The 26,198-nt window shown below is 59.8% G+C and carries 22 protein-coding genes and 1 pseudogene; 17 read left to right on the top strand and 6 right to left on the bottom strand.

Translation table 11 applies throughout. The features are described from left to right. Window positions 1-19: 19 nt before the first annotated feature. Complete coding sequence (locus RF819_RS15790) at window positions 20-535, top strand: GNAT family N-acetyltransferase (RefSeq protein ID WP_244899920.1); 516 nt, start codon at window positions 20-22, stop codon at window positions 533-535. A gap of 134 nt (window positions 536-669) precedes the next feature. Continuing rightward, on the top strand, window positions 670-2,190 hold the full coding sequence (locus RF819_RS15785) for a succinyl-CoA:acetate CoA-transferase ScpC (RefSeq protein ID WP_078365862.1): 1,521 nt from the start codon (window positions 670-672) through the stop codon (window positions 2,188-2,190). A 43-nt stretch (window positions 2,191-2,233) separates the two neighbouring features. Here RF819_RS15785 and RF819_RS15780 read toward each other — a convergent pair whose 3' ends face one another. The 3 genes from RF819_RS15780 to RF819_RS15770 all read right to left on the bottom strand — a co-directional run bounded on the left by RF819_RS15780 (window position 2,234) and on the right by RF819_RS15770 (window position 6,215). Then, window positions 2,234-4,354 (bottom strand): response regulator, encoded by a 2,121-nt coding sequence (locus RF819_RS15780; protein WP_078365861.1) that lies wholly within the window; start codon window positions 4,352-4,354, stop codon window positions 2,234-2,236. Between the two features lie 54 nt (window positions 4,355-4,408). Beyond that, window positions 4,409-5,146, bottom strand: a complete 738-nt coding sequence (locus tag RF819_RS15775; protein WP_158081299.1) for a transporter substrate-binding domain-containing protein — start codon at window positions 5,144-5,146, stop codon at window positions 4,409-4,411. 298 nt (window positions 5,147-5,444) lie between these two features. Further along, a complete protein-coding gene (locus tag RF819_RS15770; protein WP_078365859.1) occupies window positions 5,445-6,215 on the bottom strand; it encodes a 3-hydroxybutyrate dehydrogenase in 771 nt (256 codons plus the stop codon). A gap of 100 nt (window positions 6,216-6,315) precedes the next feature. Here RF819_RS15770 and RF819_RS15765 point away from each other — a divergent pair, with 100 nt between their 5' ends. From RF819_RS15765 to sbcB, 3 genes are all read left to right on the top strand, one after another. Next, window positions 6,316-7,221, top strand: a complete 906-nt coding sequence (locus RF819_RS15765; RefSeq protein ID WP_078365858.1) for an alpha/beta fold hydrolase — start codon at window positions 6,316-6,318, stop codon at window positions 7,219-7,221. A 40-nt stretch (window positions 7,222-7,261) separates the two neighbouring features. After that, window positions 7,262-9,505 (top strand): RelA/SpoT family protein, encoded by a 2,244-nt coding sequence (locus tag RF819_RS15760; protein ID WP_078365857.1) that lies wholly within the window; start codon window positions 7,262-7,264, stop codon window positions 9,503-9,505. A gap of 75 nt (window positions 9,506-9,580) precedes the next feature. Further along, a complete protein-coding gene (gene sbcB / locus RF819_RS15755) occupies window positions 9,581-11,023 on the top strand; it encodes an exodeoxyribonuclease I (RefSeq protein WP_078365856.1) in 1,443 nt (480 codons plus the stop codon). 42 nt (window positions 11,024-11,065) lie between these two features. Here the strand turns inward: sbcB and RF819_RS15750 are convergent, their stop codons facing one another. Then, complete coding sequence (locus tag RF819_RS15750; protein ID WP_143541733.1) at window positions 11,066-11,341, bottom strand: hypothetical protein; 276 nt, start codon at window positions 11,339-11,341, stop codon at window positions 11,066-11,068. A gap of 205 nt (window positions 11,342-11,546) precedes the next feature. On the opposite strand from RF819_RS15750, the pseudogene RF819_RS15745 reads away from it, so the two are divergent. The 3 genes and pseudogenes from RF819_RS15745 to RF819_RS15735 form a co-directional block, all read left to right on the top strand. Continuing rightward, window positions 11,547-12,512: pseudogene (locus RF819_RS15745) on the top strand (IS5 family transposase); the annotation flags it as partial. A 201-nt stretch (window positions 12,513-12,713) separates the two neighbouring features. Next, on the top strand, window positions 12,714-14,477 hold the full coding sequence (locus RF819_RS15740; protein ID WP_078365854.1) for an autotransporter outer membrane beta-barrel domain-containing protein: 1,764 nt from the start codon (window positions 12,714-12,716) through the stop codon (window positions 14,475-14,477). Window positions 14,478-14,531: 54 nt separating this feature from the next. After that, on the top strand, window positions 14,532-15,410 hold the full coding sequence (locus RF819_RS15735) for an alpha/beta hydrolase (RefSeq protein WP_242472646.1): 879 nt from the start codon (window positions 14,532-14,534) through the stop codon (window positions 15,408-15,410). A 362-nt stretch (window positions 15,411-15,772) separates the two neighbouring features. Here RF819_RS15735 and upp read toward each other — a convergent pair whose 3' ends face one another. Together upp and RF819_RS15725 are read right to left on the bottom strand one after the other, a co-directional pair. After that, the gene (upp, locus tag RF819_RS15730) at window positions 15,773-16,414 is read right to left on the bottom strand and encodes a uracil phosphoribosyltransferase (RefSeq protein WP_078365853.1); all 642 of its coding nucleotides are present in this window, start codon (window positions 16,412-16,414) and stop codon (window positions 15,773-15,775) included. Between the two features lie 17 nt (window positions 16,415-16,431). Next, complete coding sequence (locus RF819_RS15725; RefSeq protein ID WP_078365852.1) at window positions 16,432-17,961, bottom strand: helicase HerA-like domain-containing protein; 1,530 nt, start codon at window positions 17,959-17,961, stop codon at window positions 16,432-16,434. A gap of 58 nt (window positions 17,962-18,019) precedes the next feature. On the opposite strand from RF819_RS15725, the gene RF819_RS15720 reads away from it, so the two are divergent. From RF819_RS15720 to RF819_RS15680, 9 genes are read left to right on the top strand one after another with little or no spacing between them, the layout of a single operon-like run. After that, complete coding sequence (locus RF819_RS15720) at window positions 18,020-18,754, top strand: YebC/PmpR family DNA-binding transcriptional regulator (RefSeq protein ID WP_078365851.1); 735 nt, start codon at window positions 18,020-18,022, stop codon at window positions 18,752-18,754. Next, complete coding sequence (purD, locus tag RF819_RS15715) at window positions 18,751-20,052, top strand: phosphoribosylamine--glycine ligase (RefSeq protein WP_078365850.1); 1,302 nt, start codon at window positions 18,751-18,753, stop codon at window positions 20,050-20,052. Before RF819_RS15720 ends, purD begins: the two co-directional genes overlap by 4 nt. After that, window positions 20,049-20,984, top strand: a complete 936-nt coding sequence (gene hemF / locus RF819_RS15710) for an oxygen-dependent coproporphyrinogen oxidase (RefSeq protein ID WP_078365849.1) — start codon at window positions 20,049-20,051, stop codon at window positions 20,982-20,984. Before purD ends, hemF begins: the two co-directional genes overlap by 4 nt. Beyond that, a complete protein-coding gene (gene nadD, locus RF819_RS15705; protein WP_338109549.1) occupies window positions 20,975-21,598 on the top strand; it encodes a nicotinate (nicotinamide) nucleotide adenylyltransferase in 624 nt (207 codons plus the stop codon). Before hemF ends, nadD begins: the two co-directional genes overlap by 10 nt. Then, complete coding sequence (gene rsfS / locus RF819_RS15700; RefSeq protein ID WP_078365848.1) at window positions 21,598-22,494, top strand: ribosome silencing factor; 897 nt, start codon at window positions 21,598-21,600, stop codon at window positions 22,492-22,494. The genes nadD and rsfS overlap by 1 nt, the downstream gene beginning before the upstream one ends. 2 nt (window positions 22,495-22,496) lie before the next feature. Then, on the top strand, window positions 22,497-22,964 hold the full coding sequence (gene rlmH / locus RF819_RS15695) for a 23S rRNA (pseudouridine(1915)-N(3))-methyltransferase RlmH (RefSeq protein ID WP_078365847.1): 468 nt from the start codon (window positions 22,497-22,499) through the stop codon (window positions 22,962-22,964). Window positions 22,965-22,970: 6 nt separating this feature from the next. Continuing rightward, on the top strand, window positions 22,971-23,573 hold the full coding sequence (locus RF819_RS15690) for a Maf family protein (protein ID WP_078365846.1): 603 nt from the start codon (window positions 22,971-22,973) through the stop codon (window positions 23,571-23,573). A 27-nt stretch (window positions 23,574-23,600) separates the two neighbouring features. Then, window positions 23,601-25,076, top strand: coding sequence for a ribonuclease G (rng, locus tag RF819_RS15685; protein ID WP_078365845.1), 1,476 nt, complete (start codon window positions 23,601-23,603; stop codon window positions 25,074-25,076). A 57-nt stretch (window positions 25,077-25,133) separates the two neighbouring features. Beyond that, window positions 25,134-26,198: a glycosyltransferase family 4 protein gene (locus RF819_RS15680; protein WP_078365844.1), complete on the top strand. Its 1,065-nt coding sequence runs from the start codon at window positions 25,134-25,136 to the stop codon at window positions 26,196-26,198.

The following is a 26,198-nucleotide window of genomic DNA, read 5'->3' as shown; positions in this document are numbered from 1 at the left end:
CACATGAAGGAGCAAACAGGTGTTGCCACCGATCCGTCTGATCCCTGAACATGCGGCGCAGTACCGCACACTGATGCTGCAAGCCTATGCCCAGCACCCACAGGCGTTCAGCTCCAGTGTGGCCGAGCGCGCTGCTTTACCGGTGAGCTGGTGGGTCAGGCGGCTGGAACCTGCCGACGATGCCCCAGAGGTGGTGCTGGGGGTGTTTGATGCGCAAGCGCTGGTGGCGGTGGTCGGTGTGGGTTTTGAGGCGCGCGACAAACTGCGCCACAAGGCCACCTTGTTTGGCATGTATGTGGCGCCCCAAGCACGTCAGCGCGGGCTGGGTTCCGCCTTGGTACAGGCCGCGCTGGACTGCGCCCGTGCACGCCCAGGCATCCAGTTGGTGCAGCTCACCGTGACCGAGGGCAACCAGGCAGCGCAAGCGCTGTATGAACGATTTGGTTTTGTGAGTTTTGGGCTGGAACCCATGGCGGTTGCGGTGGCTGACGGTTTTGTCAGCAAACACCACATGTGGCGCCCGTTGGCCGAATAAACCCTTGTTATGCACCATAAGCGTGCATTTTGCTCAGGGAAAACCCTCTTCACAGCGTGGCAGGCTGCTAGACTCAGAAGGTTTAGCCGTCGGTTAAACCCTGCCATGCAATCTATCTTTTTGAGTGAAATGTCATGTTACGAGCAGACCGTGTGAGCAACCCCCTCCTGAAATCCAAAATCATGTCGGCAGACGCCGCCGCCGCGCTGATACCGCCGGGCGCCAATGTGGGCATGAGTGGTTTTACGGGTTCCGGCTACCCCAAGTTGGTGCCGGGGGCGCTGGCGCGGCGCATGAAACAGGCACACGCAGCAGGTGAAGCCTTTCGCATCGGGCTGTGGACCGGTGCCAGCACCGCACCGGAGCTTGACGCGGTGTTGGCCGAGGCGCATGGCGTTGAAATGCGCCTGCCCTACCAGTCTGACGCCACCGTGCGCAAACAGATCAACGCTGGCGAAATGCAGTACACCGACCTGCACCTCTCGCACGTCGCGCAGCTGGTCTGGTACGGTTTTCTGGGCCACCTGGACGTGGCAGTGATCGAAGTGGCTGGCATCTTGCCCGACGGGCGGCTGATTCCGTCGTCATCGGTGGGCAACAACAAAACCTGGATCGACCAGGCCGACAAGATCATCCTCGAAGTCAATTCCATGCAGAACCTCGGCATGGAAGGTATGCACGACATTTATTACGGCACCCAGGTGCCGCCAGACCGCCAGCCGATCCCGCTGGTGCGTGCCAATGGCCGTATTGGTGAAGCCTACCTGCGTTGTGATTTGAGCAAGGTGATTGCGGTGGTCGAAACCAACCAGCCCGACCGCAACACCCCGTTTGCTGCGCCCGACGAAAACTCGCAACGTATTGCCAACCACGTCATCGAATTCCTCGGTGCAGAAGTCAAGGCCGGGCGTTTGCCGCCAGACCTGCTGCCGTTGCAATCGGGTGTGGGCAATATCGCCAACGCGGTGCTGGCTGGCCTGAACAACGGCCCGTTTGAGAACCTGACCGCCTACACCGAGGTGCTGCAGGACGGCATGCTCGACATGCTGCGCTCTGGCAAGCTGGTCTCGGCCTCAGCCACCGCGATCTCGTTCAGCCCCGAGGCGATGAAAGACTTCAACGAGAACATCGAGTTCTACAGCAAACGCATCGTGCTGCGCCCGCAAGAGATCAGCAACCACCCCGAGGTGGTGCGCCGCCTGGGTGTGATCGCGATGAACGCGATGATCGAGGCCGACATTTACGGCAACGTCAACTCCACCCACATCAAGGGCACCAGCATCATGAACGGCATTGGCGGCTCGGGCGACTTTGCCCGCAACGCCTTCCTGTCCTTCTTTGTGACACCGTCCACCGCCAAGAACGGTGCTTTGTCATGCATCGTGCCGATGGTGTCCCATGTGGACCACACCGAACACGATGTGCAGATCATCGTCACCGAGCAGGGCCTGGCGGATTTGCGTGGCCTGTCGCCCAAACAGCGTGCCCGCCTGATCATCGAAAAGTGTGCCCACCCCGACTACCGCCCGGCACTCACCGAGTACTACGAGCGTGCCCTGCGCGAGTCACCCGGCAAACACACGCCGCATCTGATGAACGAAGCCTTCAGCTGGCAGGACAACGCCGTCAAGGTGCTCAACACCGAATCTGCCTGATATCCGGACAGCCCACCCAGGTGGGCTGTTGTCTCAGGCTGGGTCAGACCGTGTCTTGCTCCAGGGCTTTCAACAGCGCCGCAAATAGCTGCTTGGGCATCACTGGTTTGGTCAGAAAGTCGTTCATGCCAGCGGCCAGGCAGCTCAGGCGATCTTCCTCAAAGGCGTTGCCGGTCATGGCCAAGATCGGTGTGCGTGTGTGTGTCGGCAGCGCCCGTATTTGGCGGGTGGCGTCCAGACCATCCAGGCCAGGCATCTGCATGTCCATGAAAATGGCCGCGTAGGTGGAAGCCCTGGCTTTGGCCACCGCTTGAAAACCATCATCGGCCAGATCCACATGCAAACCAGCGTCCTGCAGGAGGAACTCGAGCACCGCCTGGTTGGTCGGTTCATCATCCACCACCAGAATGCGGCTGCCGCTGTACTCCCGGCGGATGATGGCGTCAGCGTCAACAAGAGGTGCCTGGGGCAGCATGACAACGGGTTCGCTGGATTTTGTCAGTCGGGCGGTAAACCAAAAGGTGCTGCCTGTACCGGGGGTACTGATGGCGTCGGCCTCACCCCCCATCAGCTCGGCCAACAAGCGGTTGATTGACAGGCCCAGGCCGGTGCCGCCGTAGCGGCGTGTTATGGAATTGTCCGCCTGGACAAACGCACCAAACAGGCGGGACAACACATCGGCCGGAATGCCTGGGCCGGTGTCAGTGACCTCAAAACGCAGCAATACCGTTTGTGTCGTCTCCTCGACCACGTGCACTTTCAGGGTGATGCTGCCATGGTCCGTGAACTTGATCGCATTGCCAACGTAGTTCAGCAGGCACTGCTGCAGTCGGGTCAGATCGCCCAACAACTTGTCAGGCAGGGTATCGGTCTCAATCCCCAGCGACAGACCTTTGCTGCTGGCACGAGCCATCGAGATGGTTTTGACGTTGTCCAGCAAGGCCACCAGATCAACGGGGGTCTGTTCCAGCACCAGCTTGCCGGATTCAATTTTGGAAATGTCCAGGATGTCACTGATCACCATCAACAGGTGCTGGGCCGCTGTGTCAATCTTGTCAAGGCGTTCCCCCTGATGGGTCGGCAGGCCAACGCGCCGCATCTGGTGGGCCATGCCCACAATGGCATTCATTGGGGTCCGTATTTCATGGCTCATATTGGCCAGAAAAGCGCTTTTGGCCGCATTGGCTGCCTGGGCCGCGGTGCGGGCCAGATCGAGTTGGCGTTGTACCTGTTTGAGTTGGCTGATGTCGGTCAGGGTGACGATCATCCCGTTGTCGACCATTTGGCCGCCGATGAGCATGGTGAGTCTCTGACCATCTTTGCAACTGACCTGGTATTCCTGGGCTTGGACCATGCCTTGTGCCAGCATCGCTTGTTCAACGGCCTGCGCCCATTGCGTCTGCACGCTGGCACGGTAGCTGGTGTCGGGATAGGCGCGCAGCCACCAATCCTGCAGCGTACTGATATCACCTTCCTCGTAGCCGAACAGGGCGGTGAAACACCGGTTGACTGATTCAATCACCTGGCCGTGGAGGTACACCATGGCAACCGGTGCCGAGTCGAACAACAGTCGGAACTGTTTGTTTTTCTCGGCTTCCAGGGCGGCTTCCTTCATGCGGATCAGCTCCAGCTCCGATTGCCGGCGCATGGTGATGTCGCGTGACAGCATCAAAAATTGCGGCGGTTTGCCCTCGCTGGACCTTTTCAGTGCGGTTGAGAGTTCGAACCAACGGGGTTGTCCTGCAATGGTCAGCGCCAGCACCCGACCATAGTCGCTGCCAGAGCTGGCTGCGACATCGATGGCATCGGCCAGTGTCTGCGCCGCTTCGGCAGGCAGCAGCTCTGAAAAGGATTTGCCAAGCTCGCCGTAGGGGAGGGTGCGCACACCATCCTCCTTGCTGGCAAATACCTCAAGCAAACAGCCTTTCTGGTCCACACGCAGCAGCATGTCCGGAATGGCTTCCAGCGTGGCGGTCAGTTGGTCATTCACTTCCCGCGTTGTGTCATTGGCTGTTTTCAAGTCCTTGAGCGCCTTCGCCAGCGCAGCGGTTTTGCTCGTTACCACACGGCGCAACACCATGTTCCAGCCACCGAGCAGCAGCCCCGTGGCCAGCAAAACCAGCATGCCCCAGCCCAGGTAGCGGCCATAGGGGGAGTAGTGCAATCTGGCGCCAAGCCATTTCTCATTGAGCTCGGCAATGTCGGCTGCAGAGATCTCCTACATACCCGTCTCGATCTGGCGCAACAACGCAACTTCCCCTTTGGGTACCGCACGGTGGAACTGACCGGTGTAGAGCACAAAGGATTTCAGAAACTCATGCTGAGACCCTGTCTGGTACAGGTAAAAGTTGGCAGGGGACTCATCCATGCAGAAAATCTTGACTTCCTGGCTTCTGGCAGCCGCAATCAGGGTGGCGTAATTGGGGTAAGTCAGCAGGCTGTGGATACCCTGGCTTTTGAGTTGCTCAATGCAGGCGTCGCCAGCCTGGACGCCAATTTGAAAACCTTTGAGTGTCTGAATGCCGTATATGCCGCTGATGGACGCGTGGGTGAATAAGGAAGAGGGAGAGTCGGCGTAGGGTTTGGAGAACTCGTACAACGCTTCGCGCCCGGGTGTTTGGAAAATCAGGTCGATGACATCGGCCTGGCGGGCCTGGATCATGGACTGGGCATTGGCCCAGTTGGTGGCGGTGAGGGTGACCTTGATGCCTGTCTTTTCTTCGAACAGTTGCCACAGGTCCACCAGGTATCCCTCGACTTGACCGTCGGCATTGCGAAACAGATAGGGCGGAAAGTTGTCGTCACTCACCACATGGATTGCCTGGCGCTGGGCCGCACCAGGGGCACCTGTCTCGGCTGCGGCCTGATTGGCTCGGCCAGGCTGTGCGTTCAGCAACAGCACGCCGACACACAGCAGCCAACAGCAGCGACCCGTGGCCTTCAGCCAGCGTGTCAATGAGGGCGCCTGGCTTTGATGCTGAATTCTCATGTGTGAAGCATTGGACAAAGTAAAGCCAGTTTAAGCAATCTGGCCTGAAGCGCAAGGCACGTTGACCCGCTACAACCAAGCCGGATGAACGCCCCGACCAGAGCGGGCCAAAACAGTGTGTCGCTGCATTCGACCTGTTTCCCCCCCCGCCTTGGTTGGCCACAGCTCGCCTGGATTCAATCAGATGGTTTATGAATAATAGGGCTCAAGCCCTTGTCTGATAAGGGCATCTTGCTATTCAAGAAATAGCAAGCAGTTTGCCTGCTTATTGCGCCACCCAGCCGCCGTCCATGTTCCAGGCCACACCCCGCACGTTGTTGCCTGCGGGTGAGCAGAAAAACACCGCGAGTGCGCCCAGTTCCTCAGGGGTGGTGAAGGTTTTGGAGGGCTCTTTTTCGCCCAAGATCAGCGCAACCGCCTCGTCGTTGGAGAGGCCCAGCGCCGCCGCTTTGGCGTCCACCTGTTTTTGCACCAGCGGTGTGAGTACCCAGCCCGGGCAAATCGCGTTGCAGGTGACACCGCTGCTGGCGTTTTCCAATGCGGTGACCTTGGTGAGGCCAACCAGGCCGTGTTTGGCGGCCACATAGGCTGACTTTTCAGCCGAGGCGACCAGGCCGTGGACCGAGGCCAGGTTGATGATGCGGCCCCAGCCCGCCGCCTGCATGGCCGGCAGGGCCAGCCGGGTGGTGTGGAAGGCGCTGCTGAGGTTGATGGCGATGATCGCGTCCCAGCGCTCAGGAGGAAAACTCTCGATGCGCGACACATGCTGGATGCCAGCATTGTTGACCAGGATGTCGATGCGGCCAAAACGCTCGGCGGAAAAAGACATCAAAGCTTCAATCTCTTCGGGGCGGCTCATGTCGGCGCCGTGGTAGGCCACCTGCACACCGAGTGCCGCGACTTCGGTCTTGGGGCCGTCCACATCCCCAAAACCGTTCAGCACGATGTTGGCACCTTGCGCAGCGAGTGCCTTGGCAATACCCAAACCAATGCCGCTGGTAGAGCCGGTGACCAGGGCAGTTTTACCTGTGAGCATGGGAACTTCTCCGCAAAAAATAGAAGGGTTGGGGGCGACCAAAGCGGGGTGGCTGGCCGGATTGAATTAGGATGCAGTCATTATCCAGTGACGCCCCATCATGTCCAACCCCACCCTTGCATTTATCGATTGCCCCGACGCCCAGGGCAGCCACCGCATGGCCTATTGGCACTGGGGCAACCCGACCAGTCGCCATGTGGTGCTGTGTGTGCACGGCCTGACGCGTCAGGGCCGCGACTTTGACACGCTGGCGCAGGCGCTGTGTGAACAGGCCGGTGGCGACATCTGCGTGGTGTGCCCGGATGTGGCGGGGCGCGGCCAGAGCGATTGGCTCAAAGACCCGCAGGGCTACCAGCTGCCGTTTTATGCGGCTGACATGCTGGCCTTGCTGGCGCAGCTGCAGCCCACCCGGCTGGACTGGGTCGGCACCAGCATGGGGGGCTTGATTGGTCTGGTGGTGGCGGGCCAGCCCGATTTGCCGCCTTTTGCCAAGGTCCATCGTCTGGTGCTCAACGATGTCGGGCCGGTGATCGAATGGCAAGCTTTACAACGTATCGGTCAGTACCTGGGCCAGGTGCCGGTGTTTGACACCGAGCAGCAGGCCGCTGACGCGCTCTGGGCCATTGCCAGCAGCTTTGGCCCGCACACCCCCGAACAATGGCTGGCCCTGACACGCCCGCAGATCAAACCGCTGGCCGATGGCTCTGGCCGGCTCACGCTGCGTTACGACCCGGCGCTGGCTGAGCCGTTCAAGGCCATGACGCTTGAGTCTGCTGCCCAGGGTGAGGCGCTGCTGTGGCAGGCCTATGACCAGATCAGCGCACAGACGCTGCTGGTACGCGGTGCCGAGTCAGACCTGCTCTCAGCGACCACAGCCCAGGCCATGACACAACGCGGCCCGAAAGCACAGCTGGTTGAGTTTGCCGGTGTGGGCCACGCGCCCACGTTTGTGGCGCAGCCGCAGGTGGATGCGGTGCGGTCTTTTCTGCTGGCCCCCGACCATTAGAGGCCACACCCAAGCCCACCCTTTTTGATACAGCGTTTTCATGAAAATTTCCGAGATTGAAGTGACCACCCCCGAGCGCTCTGCCCAAGCCGTGCTGCCGGTGGTGGCCGCCACCGCCCAGAGTCTGCCCGAGCACCCACAGGCCTTGGCGCGGGCCCGTGCCTTTGCCGAGCCGCTGCTGTCCTGCGAAGAACTCGACACCGGCGAAAACACCCTGGCCCATGCCGATGCGGTGGCCGTCATTCTGAAAAGAATCGGTGGCTCGGAAGCCATGCAGGCCGCCAGTTACCTGGTGTACGCCTGTGACCACCTGAACAAACCGCAAGAGGTGATTGCCAAGGCCTTTGGTGACAACTTTGCCGCGTTGGCCATGGAAACCACCAAGCTGGTGCGGGTGCAGCGCCAGGCGCGCATGGCCAAGGCCACCCGCCCGGCGGTGGTGGTGGACACCCCGGCGGCGCAACAGGCGGCCGCCGTGCAGACCGAAAACGTGCGCAAGATGTTGCTGGCGTTTTCGCGCGATTTGCGGGTGGTGATGTTGCGCCTGGCCTCGCGCCTGCAGACGCTGCGCTTTTTTGCCGCCACCAAGCGGCCCATACCCGAGGGCATTGCGGCCGAGTCGCTGCAAGTGTTTGCACCGCTGGCGAACCGCCTGGGCATCTGGGAAATCAAGTGGGAGATGGAAGACCTGGCGTTCCGTTTTATGGAGCCCGACACCTACAAACAGGTGGCCCGCTTGCTCGATGAAAAACGCGTCGAGCGTGAAGCCCATGTGGAGCGTATGCGCAGCCAGCTCGAAGCAGATCTGAATGCCAACGGCATTGTGGCCAAGGTCTCGGGCCGGCCCAAACACATCTACAGCATTGTCAAAAAAATGCGTGGCAAGTCGCTCGGGTTCGAGAAGGTCTACGACGTGCGGGCGCTGCGTATCCTAGTGGCCAGTGTGCCCGAGTGTTATGGCGCCCTGAGCTGGGTGCACCACCATTTCACCCCGATCACCGAGGAGTTTGACGACTACATCGCCAAACCCAAGGTCAACGGTTACCAGTCTTTGCACACTGTGGTGCGTGACGCGGCCGGGCTGCCCACCGAGATCCAGATCCGCACCCAGGCCATGCACGACCATGCCGAAAACGGTGTGGCCGCGCACTGGGCCTACAAGGAGGCGGGCGCCAAGGGTTACGCGGGGGTGTCGGCCACCGGCGCCTACGATGCCAAGATTGCGGTGCTGCGACAGCTGCTGGCCTGGGAACGCGATCTGTCCGGGGTGCAGACCCAGGACCTGCTGGACGACCGCATTTATGTGCTGACGCCCGATGCCAACATCGTTGAGCTGCCGCAGGGCGCCACCGTGGTGGACTTTGCCTACACCGTGCACACCGACCTGGGCCACCGCTGCCGAGGGGCTCGTGTGGACGGCGCCATGGTGCCCCTCAACACCGCGCTCAAAAACGGCCAGACGGTCGAAGTGACCGCTGCCAAAGAGGGCGGCCCCTCGCGTGACTGGCTCAACACCGAGCTGGGTTACCTGGTGAGCCACCGCGCCCGTACCAAGGTGCGCGCCTGGTTCAACGCGCTGGCTCTGAGTGAAACCATTGCAAAAGGCCGCGAGGCGGTTGAAAAACTGCTGCAGCGCGAAGGCAAAACCGCTCTAAAACTCGACGATCTGGCAGTGCAACTGGGTTTTGCCAACGCCACCGCGCTGTTTGAGGATGTGGGCAAGGACGAGTTTTCGCTGCGCGCCATCGAGCAGGTGCTGCGCCCACCCGAGGCGCCGCAGTTTGACGCCAATGCCCCGGTGCTGCGTAAACCCCGCTCGGGTGACAACCCGAGCAAAGGTGGCCTGCTGGTGGTGGGGGTGGATTCGCTCATGACCCAGATGGCCAAGTGTTGCAAACCGGCACCGCCGGACGCGATTTGTGGTTTTGTCACGCGTGGCAAAGGCGTCAGTGTGCACCGCAAGGACTGCAGCAACCTCAAGGAAATGGTCGCCAGAAATGGCGAGCGCCTGATCGAGGTGGAGTGGGGCGTGGCACGCGCCATGAGCGGCTCGGTGTTCCCGGTGGATGTGGCGGTGCAGGCGCATGACCGTCAGGGCCTGCTGCGCGACATTTCCGAAGTCTTCACCAAAGAGAAGATGAACGTGATTGGGGTGCAGACCCAGTCCATCAAGGGCATTGCCTGGATGACCTTCACCGTGGAGGTGTCCGACTCGGGCCGCCTGCACAAGGTGCTGGGCCTGGTGGCCGAGCTGCCGGGTGTCAACTCGGCACGCCGGAAATAATGCCTTTTTTGTCCTCCAGCCCTTGATGAAAAAGGGCTGGTAGCTATCTATTTTGTAATACTCTGAAAAAGCGTCATGGTCCACACTTTCCTCTGGCACGACTACGAGACCTTCGGTGTCAACACCCGCAGCGCCCGCCCGGCACAGTTTGCCGCGATTCGCACCGACGCCGATCTGAACCAGGTGGGTGAGCCGATCATGTTGTATTGCCAGCCTGCCAACGACTTTTTGCCCGACCCCCAGTCTTGCCTGATCACCGGCATCACGCCACAGGAATGTCTGGAAAAAGGCCTGCCCGAACACCAGTTTGCGGCGCAGATTGAGCAGGCGCTGGCCTGGCCCGGCACCGTGGGTGTGGGTTACAACACCATCCGTTTTGACGACGAAATCACGCGGTTTATGTTCTGGCGCAACCTGATCGACCCCTATGGACGTGAATGGCAGAACGACTGCGGCCGCTGGGACATTCTGGACGTGGTGCGCACCGCCTACGCCCTGCGCCCCGAGGGCATCCAGTGGCCAAAAAACGCCGAAGGCAAACCCAGCTTCAAACTCACCGACCTGACCGCTGCGAACGGTCTGGTCCACGAAGCCGCCCACGATGCGCTGAGCGATGTGCACGCGACCATCGCCCTGGCGCGGCTGATCAAAACCGCGCAACCGCGCTTGTTTGACTTCTGCTTTGGCCTGCACAAAAAAGACCGGGTGCTGGCCGAGCTGGGTTTGCCTAGCACCCCCGCCAACGCACGGCCGTTTTGGCATGTCTCAGGCATGTTCTCACCTGAGCGCGGCTGCCTGGCGCTGATGTGGCCGCTGGCCATGCACCCGGGCAACAAAAACGAGCTGCTGGCCTGGGACCTGTCACAAGACCCGAGCGAGTTGGCCAGTTTGAACGCCACACAAATCCAGCAACGCCTGTTCACCCGCAGCGCCGACTTGCCCGAAGGTGTGTTGCGCCTGCCGATCAAGTCGGTGCACATCAACAAGTCGCCGATGGTGATGGGCAACCTCAAGGTGCTCAGCGAACCCATGGCGCAGCGCTGGGGCATTAATGTGGCTGCCCAACTCGCCAACGCTGCAGTCGCGCGCGACCTGCCTGACATGAGTGCCATTTGGGCTGAGGTGTTTAAACGCGAGGCCGCTGGCCCGGTGGATGTGGACCAAGACCTGTACGGCGGCTTTATCGGCAATACCGACCGCCGCCGCCTCAACGACCTGCGCCAAAGCAGCCCCGAACAACTTGCCCAAGCCCGCCCGGCCTTTGACGATGCCCGGTTGACCGAGCTGTTGTGGCGTTACCGCGCGCGCAATTTCCCGGCCAGTTTGTCGGCGGACGAGGCCGCCGCCTGGGAGGCCCACCGCGCGGCCCGGCTGCTGGAAGGTGAGGGTGGCGCACTCACGCTGACTGCGCTGTTTGACCAGCTCGACCAACTGGCCGAAACGGCTGACGAGCGCGGTGAAGCGGTGTTGGGTGCGCTGTACGACTACGCGGAGATGGTGGCGCCGCAGGTCGATTGAACACGCGCTGGTCGCTGGCGGACGCCAAAACTACCCCCCAGGTTAATGGTTTGGTACCGTTGGCTTGCTCTCCACATAGGCCCAGAAATCATCTGTGACCTCGTACTGCGGAAACGCCGTTTTGTGTTGTTCGGCCAGATAGTGCAGGGCCATCAGGATGTCCGCCGGAAAGCCGCGACGGGTGCCATTGCGGGTGCCGTGTAACAGCCCCTCCATGTAGGCCACAAAGTTGCTGTGGCCCCAATAAGCTGTGAGCTTGTCACCGATATGCGGGAAGGCCTGGGCCACGGTACGGTACTGCGGGTTGTTGTTGAGCACGGTGAACCTCCTTTCGGTAGTGGCCGCCACTGGCAGTGCCTAGATGGCATGGATGGCTAAACAATGTATAGCTGTCAGCCCTTGTTTGTAAAGGGCTTCAGGCCAAAAAGCCGATGAAGTGATGGAGCGGCAGGTGTACCAGGCGAGTGCTGAAGTGCTTGTTGTCCGGCCGACTTGTGGGGAAGCTGGCTTCTGCAGGTTGCAGATGAAACAACAAACCCTGGCCCTGGCCGAACGGCAAAGCTTTGACAGCTATCGCAAACCCACTCGGAGCGACGAGTTCTTGAAGACCATGGAAGTCATCGTTCCCTGGGCAGTCCTGTGCGAAGTCATCGAGCCGTTTTGCCCCAAGGCTGGCAATGGGCGTCCACCCATCGGGCTGGAGCGCATGCTGCGCATCCACTTCGTTCAGCACTGGTTCAATCTGGCAGATCTGGCGTGTGAAGAAGCTCTGTACGACAGTGTGAGTCTGTGTCGCTTCGTTGGCATTGACCTGGGGCGTGAATCTGTGCCTGATGCCACCACAATCCTGAAGTTTCGCAAACTCCTCAATGACAACAAACTGGGCGAGGCCCTGTTTGCCCAAGTAGGCACCGTCTTGCAAAGCCAAGGCTTCAAGCTCAACACCGGCACCATTGTGGACGCCACCATCATTGGCGCACCCAGCTCCACCAAGAATGCCAACAAGTCCCGTGACCCCGACATGCACCAAACCCGCAAGGGCCAACAGTGGTACTTTGGCATGAAGCTGCACATCGGTGTGGACAGCCAAAGTGGTCTGGCCCACCATGCGGTGGTCACAGCGGCCAACGTGCATGACAAACACCCACTACCCAGTTTGTTGCATGGCAAGGAGCAACGCGTCTATGGCGACAGTGCCTACGCCAGCCAGAGGGACTTGATCCACAGTACAGCACCCAAGGCCAAAGACTTCACCAACCAGCGCAGTCGCCGCTCTGGTGTGGTCGATGAAGGCATTCGCGCCAAGAACCGCAACAAATCCAAGATCCGCTCACGCGTGGAGCATGTCTTTGGTGTGGTCAAGCGCCTGTGGGGCTTTGGCAAGGTGCGTTACCGTGGGCTGCAGAAGAACGCCACGCGGGCGTTTACTGCTTTGGCGCTGGCCAACATCTATCTCAGCCGACAAAGGTTGATGGCACAGGGGCGTCCACAAAACGCAACAGGGGTCGCGAGACCCCTGAAACAGGACCCAAAGGGGTCAATGCGCCAGCAAATTGGCGAAATTCAAACCAGTTTGGATCATCTGCACAGCATGGCGCGGGTTTGACGGCACTTGTTCAGCGTTGCCCTAGCTCATCAAGGTGCCGTAACATAAGCACAACGCTTCTACAGCGCCTACTTACCGGCATAAATGTGCAGCAATGCCACCATATGGAAAGAGAAAGAAGAAATGGTTTCGAGAAACAAGCATCTACCGCTGAACGCTTTGGCCCTGGCGCTCACCAGTGCCTTATCACTCCCGGCTCATGCCGTTGGGGTCACAACGACCTACAGTCTGACGTCAAGCCTGACAAGCATTCAGCAACTGAGTCTCAATGTTTCGCATCTGCAAGAACCCCTAACGACTTTGGCATCCGGTACACACGCCTTCTCCTTTGCCGGTGTGACCGTCATTCCGACCGCTACCGGCCTCTACACGCTGGGGCAAACCAGTGCACCGACCGATACCGTGATGATGGTGTACAACGGCGCGTTCAGCGCACAGCATCCCACCCCCCCCGATGCATTTAACGATGATGGTGCTCTTGACAACGCTGCCCGATCTATCGGCAGTGCAGCAGTCGTGTCGTGTAGTTCTTCACGTCAATGCCCAACGATCGTCAATTATTCGATGACCGCTGGGACACGCTACTTTCTTGTGATTTCAACGTGGGAAGCGGGTGATGCCTCCCTGGGCTTGCCGCTTGACTTTGCCTCTTTTGGCCCCGGAACATTGCAGTTTTTTGCAATCCCAGCAGTGGGACAATTTGCGCCCAATTCCACCGTCCGCAGCAGCAGTGCGGCGGAAGTGCTTGACGCCTTAAACGGTGGCACGGGTGCGATGGCCAGTGCAATCACCGCGCTGTCGGCCTTGACACCGACGCAGCAGCAAGCTGCGCTGGAAAAACTGACACCTGTGTCTTCACGCGCGCTGCTGCTTGCCAGTCATGACGCCAGCGCTTCTGCTTTCGACCGGGTTAGTGCCCGCCTGGAAAGCTTGCGTGTTGTGGATGGCGCGTTCACGACTCCTGCGTTTGCCAATGCCGGCGGCATCAAAACCGGGCTGTCGTCTGGTGATGAGCCAAAGAACAGTGGCGTCTGGCTGCGCACCTATGGGTCTGAGGGGAAGCAGGGCTCTAAAGACGGTTTTGCCGGATACAGCAGCAAGGGTTGGGGCGTTGCATTTGGCGCGGATCGTGAGTTGGCCACTGGCCTGATTGCTGGTCTGGCGCTCAATTACTCTGACACGTCCTTGTCCTTCAAGGATCAGTTGACTGGTGATAACAATGGCGTCACCAGCACCCAGTTGTCTGTTTATGGAAGCAAGGACTATGGGCGCATTTATTCAGAAGGTATGCTTGCCTATAGCAAGAAACACTACAAAAGCCAGCGTGATACGGTGGTGAATGGCATCGCCAGCGGCGAATACGATGGCGATCTGTGGGGTGTACGCTTGGGCGGTGGCATGGCTTTTGCCCTCTCACCTTCAACCACAATCACGCCCAAGATTCAAGTCGACTGGATGCAACTCAAGCAATATTCCTACACTGAAACGGGTGGCGGCGCGTTGGCTCTGAATGTGGCCGAGGCAACCACGAAGCGCCTGCGTGCCAGTTTGGGTGCTCAGTTGAATCACGATGCGATTTGGGGCAGTCTTAAGCTGCAGCCATTTGCACGCGTCTTTTGGCATCATGACTTTCAGAACGATGGTATTGATTCTTCAGCCAGCTTCACCGGTGGTGGTGCGACTTTCCTGACGCCTGGCCAGAAACTTGACGAGGATACGTACTCAGTGGGTTTTGGTGTAAATGTTTTCACCGCCAAAAATTTCACCGCTTCAGTCGCTTATGACGGAACATTTGGCAACTCTTATGAGCAAAACACGGTGCAGGCCACTGCGCGCTGGGCATTCTGAGTTTTTACTGCATTTGTCCTAAAAAAAACCGACCAAATTCTGGTCGGTTTTTTTATGCGCCGCCGCCACTTTTCTGTACTGGTGAACCTTATTGGATTTGATCTGTTTATGCGCGCTGTGTTTCTTCTATTTGTATATTTACTGTCAGCCTGTTCCAGTATGACGCCCGAGGTGCGGAGAAATAGAGCTGATGCTCTGGCATTTGCCAAAAGCTGGCAACCACTACGTTTGTCTACACATAATTTTGTCCTCGCCGCATATGTTCCAGCTCCTATCAAAGCCAGTAAAGTCTTGACGATTTACATTGAAGGGGATGGCTTGGCTTGGCTTAACCGGGAACAATCGTCAGATGATCCAACACCACTGCAGCCAATTGCTCTTCAGTTGGCGTTGCAGCATGTGCAAGGCGCAGCAGCATATTTGGCTCGTCCTTGTCAGTATGTGAGTGACTTGGATCGGCGTGGTTGCGATGTAAGCTATTGGACAGATCGCCGTTTTGCCCCACCGGTAATTGACGCAAGCAGTCAGGCCATTGATGAACTCAAACGCCGCTACGAAGCTGATGCGCTTGTGCTGGTGGGGTACTCTGGGGGTGGCGCAGTTGCTGCTCTGGTGGCGGCAGGTCGGCACGATGTTGTTCGGCTGGTGACCGTAGCAGGCAATCTTGACCATCGGTTCTGGACAGTTTTACATCGTGTCACGCCCTTAACGGGTTCGCTAAATCCAGCTGATGCGTGGAATAGTTTGCAGGGCATCTCTCAGCTGCATTTTGTTGGGAGCGCAGATGTCAATATAACTCCCGAAGTGGTTTCGGCTTATCTGTCTCGCTTTCCCATAGCGTATCGACCTGAGATGCAAGTTGTTCCCAATGTTGACCATTCCTGCTGCTGGGTCAAACAATGGACGAAACTGTCATTGCACGCATTTCCTTGAGGTCGATACTGAGTCAATTTTTGAAAGTGGCCTGTTGCAGGCGTAACTAAGCGATCTTGATCGTCTATTGGAAAGCTGGATCTCGCAAACTAAATGACATGTTGTGGCATGTCCGTTCGAAGCCGCGGACGTCAGGTCGTGACGGTCTTCAACCTGCACAAAGCGCGTCACAACGATTGGCCCGCTACCCAGCATCCAAAATCACACCATCGGCCATATGATCGTCCGGTATGCGACAGCTAACGACAGGACACGCTGCTTACCGCTCCACCACAGCCAGTTCAACTTGCAGAAACTGAATACAAAATAAATAGCTACCAGCCCTTATGAATAAAGGGCTGGCAGCCAAAAAGACCATTAACTCACTGCGTACCAAAGATCCGGTCACCGGCGTCACCCAGACCCGGCAGGATGTAGCCGTGGTCGTTGAGCTGGCGGTCGATGGCTGCCGTGAAGATCTGCACATCGGGGTGGGCTTCGCGCAGGGCCTTGACACCTTCGGGGCAGGTCAGCAGGCAGACGAACTTGATGGAACGCGGTTGCAGCGCCTTGACACGGGTGATGGCGGCGATCGCCGAGTGGCCGGTGGCCAGCATCGGGTCGACCACAATCACGTCACGCTCGGGCATGTCTTTGGGCATCTTGAAGTAGTACTCCACCGCTTGCAGCGTGGCCGGGTCGCGGTACAGGCCGATGTGGCCGACGCGGGCGCCGGGTACCACCGCCAGAAAACCCTCCAGCAGCCCGTTGCCCGCACGCAGGATGGAGGCCAGTGCCAGCTTCTTGCCGTCGATCATGGTGGCGGTCATGGTTTCCAGCGGGGTCTCGACCTCCACATCTTGGGTGGGCATGTCGCGTGTCACCTCATAAGCCATCAGCATCGCCAGCTCATTGAGCAGGGTACGGAAACTGGTGGTGCTGGCGTCTTTGCGGCGCATCAGGGTGAGTTTATGCTGCACCAGCGGGTGCGTGATCACGTGAACGAAAGGATCGGATGTCGTCATGAATTGCTTTCCTGCATTTATCTTTTGGAACCGCCAAAGATACCACCCAAAACACCCCGAATGATCTGACGACCCACTTCGCGGCCAATCGAACTGGCCGCACTTTTGAAAAGTTGTTCACCGGCCGAGGTGCGCCGGCCATTGCCACCACCCAGCAGGCTGCCCAGGCCAGAGCCCAGGCTGTCGAGCAGGCCGCCGGACTCGGCAGCGGGCGTATCGGCAGCGCCTGTTTTGTCCGTGCCGTTTTTGGTGGCGGCGCTGGCGCGTTCGGCAGAGCGGCCTTTGAGCTTTTCAAAGGCCGATTCGCGGTCCAGTGTTTTTTCGTAGACACCGGCAACGATGGACTCGGCCAGCAAGGTCTGGCGCTGCTCGGGGGTGATTGGACCAATCTGGCTGGCCGGGGGAAAGACGTAAACCCGCTCGGTCGGGCAGGGTCGGCCTTTCTCGTCCAGAAAACTTACCAAGGCTTCGCCCACGGCCAGTTCGGTGATGGCCGCGCTGATGTCCAGGCCGGGGTTGGGGCGCATGGTGTCGGCTGCCGACTTGACCGCTTTCTGGTCACGCGGCGTGAAGGCGCGCAGGGCATGTTGCACCCGGTTGCCCAGCTGGGCCAGCACACTGTCGGGGATGTCGAGCGGGTTTTGTGTCACAAAGTACACGCCCACACCTTTGGAGCGCACCAGCCGCACCACCAGCTCGATGCGTTCGATCAGCACCTTGGGCGCGTCGTTGAACAGCAGGTGCGCTTCGTCAAAAAAGAACACCAGTTTGGGCTTGTCCAGGTCACCCACTTCGGGCAGGTTCTCGAACAGCTCACTGAGCAGCCACAGCAGGAACGTGCTGTACAGGCGCGGTGAGTTCATCAGTTTGTCGGCGGCCAGCACATTGATGATGCCGCGCCCGGCGCTGTCGGTCTGCATGAAGTCGTCGATGTTGAGCATCGGCTCGCCAAAGAACTTGTCACCGCCCTGGGCTTCGATCTGCATCAGGCCGCGCTGAATGGCGCCAATGCTGGCGGCGCTGATGTTGCCGTATTCGGTGGTGAAGCTCGAGGCGTTGTCGCCCACGTGCTGGCACATGGCGCGCAAGTCTTTCATGTCCAGCAACAACAGACCCGCGTCGTCAGCAATCTTGAACACCAGCTGCAACACCCCGGCCTGGGTGTCGTTCAGGTTGAGCATGCGCGAGAGCAGCAGCGGGCCCAGGTCACTCACGGTGGCGCGCACCGGGTGGCCTTGCTCACCAAACACATCCCACAATGTGGTTGAGAACGCTGCGTATTCTGGAGCATCCAGCCCTCGTTCTGAAAGGACTTTGGCCAGTTTTGGCGTGGAACTGCCGGGGCGTGAGATACCGGTCAAGTCGCCCTTGATGTCGGCCATGAACACCGGCACACCGAGTTTGGCAAACCCTTCGGCCAGGGTTTGCAGGGTGATGGTTTTGCCGGTGCCGGTGGCGCCGGTGATCAGCCCGTGGCGATTGGCCTTGTCGGGCTGCAGGAAACACTGGGTCTGGCCGTGCTGGGCGATCAGGATGGGTTCAGGCATATCGGACTCAAAAAGTACAATCGAGCCAATAGCGTAACGAATTTTCAAAGGAATTCCCGTGGCAGGACACAGTAAATGGGCCAATATTCAGCACCGCAAAGGCCGTCAGGACGAGAAGCGCGGCAAGATCTGGACGCGCATCATCCGTGAGATCACCGTGGCTGCGCGCTCCGGTGGCGGTGACTTGTCCGCCAACCCGCGTTTGCGCCTGGCCATTGACCGCGCCAAGGCGGCCAACATGCCGGCCGACCGCATCAAATACAACATCGACAAAGCCACCGGTTCGCTCGACGGCATCAGCTACGAAGAAATCCGTTACGAGGGTTACGGCATTGGTGGCGCGGCGATCATTGTCGACACCATGACCGACAACAAGGTGCGCACCGTGGCCGAGGTACGGCATGCGTTCTCCAAGTTTGGCGGCAACATGGGTACCGAGGGTTCGGTGGCGTTCCAGTTCAAACACTGCGGCCAGATCATTTTTGCCCCAGGTGTGAGTGAAGACAAGGTGATGGAAGTGGCGCTGGAAGCCGGTGCCGATGATGTGATCACCGACGAGGACGGCGCCATTGAGGTGATCACCCCGGTGGCAGACTTTGAAGCCATCAAGGACGCGCTGGTGGCCGCTGGCCTGACCCCCGCCGATGCCGAGGTGACGATGCGGCCCGAAAACCCGATCGAGGTCACAGGCGACGAGGCAGCCCGCATGCAGAAGCTGCTCGACGCCATTGAAGACCTGGATGATGTGCAAGCGGTGTACCACAACGCCCAACTCGACACCCAAGACTTATGAAAATCCTCGTCATTGGCGGCGGTGGCCGCGAACACGCCCTGGCCTGGAAACTGGCCCAGTCGCCCAAAACCCACAAGATCTACGTGGCACCGGGCAATGGCGGCACCGCGCTGGACCCGCAGTTTGAGAATGTGGACATCACCGACATCCAGCAGCTGCGTGAATGGGCGCTGGCCCAGAAGATCGCCCTGACGGTGGTCGGCCCCGAGGGGCCGCTGGCTGCTGGCGTGGTCGACGAGTTCCGCAAACACGGTCTGCGTGTGTTTGGCCCGACCCAGGCCGCCGCCCAGCTGGAAAGCTCCAAGGCGTTTTCCAAAGCTTTCATGAAGCGCCACGCCATTCCCACGGCCGAGTTTGAGACCTTTTCTGACCCGGTGCTGGCCCATGCCTACATCGACAAGATGGGTGCACCTATCGTTGTCAAGGCCGATGGCCTGGCCGCTGGCAAAGGGGTGGTGGTGGCCGCCACCCTGGCCGAGGCGCACGCGGCGGTGGACTTCATGCTGCTCGACAACACCCTCGGTGTGAGCCACAACGCTGGTGGCGCGCGGGTGGTCATCGAGGAGTTTCTGGCCGGAGAAGAGGCCAGCTTTATCGTGATGGTGGACGGCAAAAACGTGCTGCCACTGGCCACCAGCCAGGATCACAAACGCCTGCTCAATGGCGATCTGGGCCCCAACACCGGTGGCATGGGTGCGTATTCCCCCGCACCCATCGTCACGCCCGATGTGCATGCCCGCGCCATGCGCGAGATCATCTTGCCAACGATTCGTGGCATGGAAAAAGACGGTATTCCGTTCTCGGGCTTTTTGTACGCGGGCCTGATGATCGACGCCCAGGGCAAGCCCAAAACGCTCGAGTTCAACTGCCGCATGGGTGACCCCGAAACCCAGCCCATCATGATGCGCCTCAAAACCGATCTGGTGGACGTGATGCTGGCCGCCACCGAGCCCGGCCCGCACGGCAAGCTCGACCAAATCGAGCTGGAGTGGGACCGCCGCACCGCCCTGGGTGTGGTGCTGGCCGCCCATGGCTACCCGATGCAGCCGCGCAAGGGTGATGCCATTACCGGCATTCCCAAAGAAGTGGAGGACGCCTGTGTCTTCCATGCGGGCAGCACCCTGGTGGATGGGCAATTGCAAACCTCTGGCGGGCGCGTGTTGTGTGTGACGGTGCTCGCCGATAACGTGCGCCTGGCCCAGCAGCGTGCCTACGAGGTGGCCGCAGGTATTCGCTTTGATGGCATGCAATACCGCACCGATATTGGGCACCGTGCTATCAAAGGTACGGCTGCATGACAGCCGAGGTGAGCCAGTCGGGGGATGTGACAGTACAGGTCGGCAACTACCTGCGTGGCCTGCAGGCGCGTATCACCGGCGCCATCAGTGAGATCGACGGCAGCGCCTTCCTGACCGATGCCTGGCACAAGGAGCCCGGCGACAAGTTGCAAGGGCAGGGCATCACCCAGATTTTGGAAAACGGCCCGGTGTTCGAACGTGCGGGTTGCGGTTTTTCGCATGTGCGCGGCCCGAGCCTGCCGCCTTCAGCCACGCAGCACCGGCCCGGTCTGGTGGGGGTGCCGTTTGAGGCCATGGGGGTGTCGCTCGTGTTTCACCCGCGCAACCCCTATGTGCCCACGGTGCACATGAATGTGCGCATGATCTCGGCCACCGCCAGCGATGGTTCGGTGGTGTGCTGGTTTGGTGGCGGCATGGACCTGACGCCGTATTACGGTTTTGAGGAAGATGCGGTGCACTTTCACCAGAGTTGCAAAACCGCTTTGGCCCCGTTTGGGGACGACAAATACCCGCGCTTCAAGACCTGGTGTGACGACTACTTCTGCAACAAACACCGGGGTGAGCAGCGCGGTGTGGGCGGCGTGTTTTTTGACGATTTTCAGGAGCTGGGCTTTGAGCGCAGCCTGGCCATGATGCAGTCGGTGGCGGATAGTTTTCTGGGTGCCTACCTGCCGATCGTCTTGCGCCGCAAAGACACACCCTATGGCGAGCGCGAACGCAACTTCCAGCTTTACCGCCGAGGCCGCTACGTGGAGTTCAACCTGGTGTGGGACCGGGGCACCCACTTTGGCCTGCAGTCGGGGGGGCGCACCGAGTCGATTTTGCTCTCGATGCCGCCGCTGGTGAGCTGGGCCTACAGCCAGGTACACGCGCCGGGTTCGCCTGAGGCCGCGCTGACAGAACAGTTTCTGGTCCGTCGGGAGTGGCTCTGAGCTCGTCTGGCGTGGCGCCCAAACGCATCGGTATCCTGGGTGGTTCGTTTGACCCGCCGCACTTGGCGCATGTGGCGCTGGGGCAGGCCGCCGTGGTCCAGCTGGGTCTGGACGGCCTGTGTGTGGTGCCCACCGGTCAGGCCTGGCACAAAGCCCGGGTACTGACCGAGGCCACCCACCGTCTGGCCATGACGCAGCTGGCGTTTGCCGACATCCCCCAGGCTTGGGTCGATCCGCGTGAAACCCGGCGCGCCGGGCCCAGTTACACCATCGACACCCTGCGTGAGTTGTGTGCCGAGTTCAGCCAGGCCGAGTTTTTCCTGATCATTGGCGCCGATCAGGCGCAAGCGCTGACGACTTGGCAGTCGTGGCAGGAGATTTTGCAATCAGCTACAATATGTGTAGCTGATCGTCCAGATCTAACGAGGTTCAGGGCCGTATTTGATGCAGAAAAGGCGTATCCCGAGCGTTTTTTCCACCTGCAAATGCCATCGATGGCCATCAGCGCAACCGACATCCGCTCTGCCATTTCTACCCACCAAAACGTGACGGCACTGGTGGGCGAGAGCGTTGCGCGTTATATTGCCGACCACCACCTTTACCTATCCTCTTGATGACTACCAAAACCACCACCCCGACCGCAGCCAAACGCGCCGCCAAAACCCCCGCCAAATCGGCCGCCAAGACCACCGCGAAAGCGGCCAGCCAGGCGCTGACGCCGCTGGAAGCCGAAGAGCGCCAACGCGCTGTCACCAAACCAGCGGTCAAACCCGTGGCCAAGTCCGAGGCAAAAGCGGATGGCAAGAAAAACGTGCAAAAACTGCAACGTGCGATTGTGGACGGCCTCGAAGACGTCAAGGCGCAGGAGATTGTGGTGTTTGACACCGAAGAGCTGTCCTCGCTGTTTGAGCGGGTGATCATCGCCTCGGGCTCCTCCAACCGGCAAACCAAGGCGTTGGCCATGAGTGTGGTGGATGCGGTGCGTGACGCCGGTTTCCCCAAACCCCGGGTTGAGGGTGAAGCCAATGGGGAGTGGATCATTGTGGATTGTGGCCAGGCCGTGGTGCATGTGATGCAGCCCAGCTACCGCACCTACTACAACCTCGAAGAGTTGTGGGGTGAAAAACCGGTGCGCCTGAAGCTTGGCGCGGCCAAGCCGGTGGTGGCCAAGGCCGTCAAGACGCCTGCCGCACCGACCCAGCCGGCTCGTGCCGCCAAACCCGAGACCAGCCTGCGCCGCTCCAGCGCCGCCAAGAAGGGTTTGGAAGACGCCTTCCCCTCCAAAGCACAGCTCAAAAAGCAGGAAGAGGCCAAGGCAGCTGCTGCGAAAAAAGTAGTTGCTAAGGCTTCACCCACAAGGGTCAGAGGCACAAAAGATGCTGAAACTGTGGCCAAACCCCGGATCAAAACCCTGGTGGTGAATGCGCCCAGCAAACCTGCTGCCAAAAAATCTGCGGCCAAGTCTGCGCCCGCCAAACGGGCCGCCAAACCCGCTTCGCGCAAAGCCTGAGTGTGCGGCTGCTGATAGTTGCGGTAGGTCAGCGTGTGCCCGACTGGGCACAAACCGCCTGGGACGATTACGCCAAACGCTTTCCGTTCGAGATCAAGCTCGAACTCAAGGCGGTCAAAACCGAGCCACGCGCCTCCAAATCGCTGGAGACCATTTACGCCGCTGAACGCGCTCGTATTGAGGCGGCCATTCCGAAAGGCTGCCGTATCGTGGCGCTGGACGAACGTGGCACCACGCTGACCACCATGGCGCTGGCCGGCAAGCTCAAGGACTGGCAGCTGTCCGGCGGTGATGTGGCACTGGTGATTGGTGGGCCGGACGGACTGGACCCGGCTTTCCGGCAGGCAGCGCATGAACGCATCCGCCTGTCCGACCTGACGCTGCCTCATGCGATGGTGCGGGTGTTGCTGGTGGAGCAGCTCTACCGCGCCTGGTCGATCAATGCCAATCACCCGTATCACCGGGAGTAGTCAGACATGAAGTCATTCGTTTATTTGGCCTCCCAAAGCCCACGACGCAGGCAGCTGCTGGAGCAGCTTGGTGTGGCCTATGAGTTGCTGCTGCCTGATGCGGATGAAGACGCGGAAGCCCTGGAAGCGGCTCTGCCGCGTGAGGTGCCGCTGGCCTATGTGCAGCGTGTCACCCAGCTCAAGCTCGACGCGGCCTTGGCGCGGCTGAAAAAGCGTGGCCTCCCAGCCGCGCCCGTCTTGTGCTCAGACACCACGGTGGCGCTGGGCCGAGTGATTCTGGGTAAGCCGCTGGATGATGCTGACGCGGTGCGTATTCTGCGTGCCCTGTCGGGCAAAACCCACCGTGTGCTCACAGCGGTGGCACTCGGCACCGAACAGCAGCGTCAGCAGGCGGTGTCGATCTCCAGAGTGACCTTTGCCACCCTGAGTGATGCGCAGATCCAGGCCTATGTGGACAGTGGCGAACCGATGGGCAAGGCGGGGGCTTATGGGGTGCAGGGCAGGGTGGCCGCACACATTGCCCATATCAGCGGCAGTTACAGTGGCATCATGGGTTTGCCGATGTTTGAGACCAACACCTTGTTGCAAGGTTTCGGACTGGGCCGTTAGGCCGCGAGGCGTTACAGTCTGCCCCCTATGCAAGAAGATATTCTGATCAATTGGGCGCCGCAGGAGACGCGTGTGGCCATTGTCGAGGGCGGTGCGCTGCAGGAGTTGCACGTCGAGCGCTCGCTCGAGCGTGGCCTGGTGAGCAACGTCTACCTGGGCAAGGTGGTGCGGGTGCTGCCAGGCATGCAGTCGGCCTTCATCGACATTGGTCTGGAGCGTGCTGCGTTTTTGCATGTGGCCGATGTCTGGCACCCACCTGCCGAGGGTGAAACCATTTCCAACGCGCGTGCGGCAGCTTCGCAAATTCCGATTGAAAAACAGGTGTTTGAGGGCCAGAGCCTGATGGTTCAGGTGATCAAGGATCCGATTGGCACCAAGGGTGCACGCCTGTCCACCCAGATCAGCATTGCAGGGCGCATGCTGGTTTTTTTGCCGCAGGACGACCACATTGGTGTGTCGCAAAAGATCCCGACCGAGCAGCGCGAGAGCCTGCGCCAGCGCGTTCAGTCGCTGGTGGGGGACATGGGTGGCGGCTTCATCCTGCGCACCAACGCCGAGGATGCCAGCGACCAGGAACTGGCTGACGACATCGCTTACCTGCGCAAAGCCTGGAAACGCATCCGTGAGGCCGCCACCAAGCTGCCTGCCAGCTCCTTGTTGCACCAGGATTTGAGCCTGATGCAGCGGGTGCTGCGCGACATGGTGGGTGAACGCACCGTCTCCATCCGGGTGGACTCGCTGGAGCAGTTTGAGGCTTTGAAAGCCTTTGGTGTGGAGTTCATGCCGGCTGCGGCGCAAAAGCTGCAGCACTACAAGGGTGAGCGGCCGATTTTTGATTTGCACTCGATCGACGAAGACATCGCCAAGGCCCTGGGGCGGCGGGTTGAGCTGAAGTCGGGTGGTTACCTGATCGTGGACCAGACCGAGGCGCTGACCACGGTGGATGTCAACACCGGTGGTTTTGTCGGCGCCCGCAACTTTGATGACACCATCTTCAGAACCAACCTGGAAGCCGCGCAAGCCATTGCCCGGCAGCTGCGTTTGCGTAACCTGGGCGGCATCATTGTGGTGGACTTCATCGACATGGAGCGTGAGGAACACCGCCAGGCGGTGTTGACCGAGATGCGCAAACAACTGGCGCGTGACCGTGTCAAAACCATGTGTGGCGGCTTTTCGCAGCTGGGGCTGGTGGAGATGACACGCAAGCGCACCCGCGAGTCCCTGGCGCACATGTTGTGTGAACCCTGCCCGCTGTGCCAGGGCAAAGGCATTGTCAAAACGCCACGCAGCGTGGCCTACGATATTTTTCGCGAAATTTTGCGTGAGGCGCGCCAGTTCAACCCCAAGGAGTTCCGGGTGGTGGCCTCGCCCAAGGTCATCGAGCTGTTTTTGGACGAAGAAAGCCAGCATTTGGCCGGCCTCTCCGAGTTCATTGGCAAGCCGGTGTCACTGCAAAGCGAAGGTGCGATGGGGCAGGAGCAGTACGACATTGTGCTGTTGTAGGGCTGGCCTTAGTCGATGGCCGGGCTACGTCTTTAGTGGTGAAGGGGCAAGCGTGTGATGACGTGTGAATTGGTCCATGTGGTGCGCCGGTATGGCCCGGTCGGGGGCATGGAACGTTATGTCTGGGAGTTGACACAAGAGCTCGTGTTGCTCGGGCACCAGGTGACGGTGGTGTGTGAACGTTGTCATGCTGACAAACCAGCGGGCATGAAGGTGGTTGAACTGGGTAAGGTAGCGCCTCGACCGCGCTGGCTGGCGTTGTTGCGCTTTAGTCGGCGGGTGTCTTGCTGGTTACGGGATCACCCCAATGCTGACCGCCTGGTGCACAGCCATGAGCGACTTAGTCTCCATCACATCACCACCTTTCATGGTCCGCCTTTTGCCACGATTTTTGAGCGCCCTTGGTGGCGATGGCTGTCTTTGCGAGTGGTTATGCAGTTGTATTTAGAGCGGCGTGAGTTGTCCCGGCCACAATTTGTGGTACCGAACTCACCGTTCATCAAACAATCGATCGCGCACTATTACCCCCAACTGGCCTACAAATTGACGGAGCCAGTGGTCCCGGGTGTGGTGCCAGGTGCTGTGCGTGAGCCACGTGTTGTTTTGCCACAAGGTGGCATCGTGGGGTTTGTCGGCAAAGAGTGGCAACGCAAAGGTTTGCCCTGGGCTGTCAAGGTGGTTGCCGCTTTGCGTGACAAACGACAGGATCTGCAGCTGTATGTTGTCGGGCCAGACGCTGCTGAGGTAGCGCACTTGTTTGCAGATTGGCAAGGCGGATATCAGCTGGTTGGCTGGAGTGCTCAGGCTCCTTATCCAGCATTTGATGTGCTGTTGCATCCCGCCAGGGCTGAACCCTATGGCATGGTGATCAGCGAAGCCATGTCAGCAAGGGTGCCGGTGGTGATCTCGGACGTGTGTGGTGCCGCCACACACGTCAACGATGCATCTGGTCTTGTGCTGCCGCTGACGGCGCCGCTTGAAGCCTGGGTGCAGGCTGTCGATCAACAGTTGTGCCGTGTTGAGGTCGTGCCTCAGTTTGAGCGGCCCTGGCGCACAGTGGCAGAAGAAACTGTCTGTATTTATGCCGACATACTTGCAAAAAACCATTTACCAGCAGAGTGA

The organism is Rhodoferax fermentans, assembly GCF_002017865.1.
Taxonomy (GTDB): domain Bacteria; phylum Pseudomonadota; class Gammaproteobacteria; order Burkholderiales; family Burkholderiaceae_C; genus Rhodoferax; species Rhodoferax fermentans.
The sequence above is the reverse complement of the archived record's forward strand: the minus strand, read 5'-3'. Positions and strand labels throughout refer to the sequence as shown.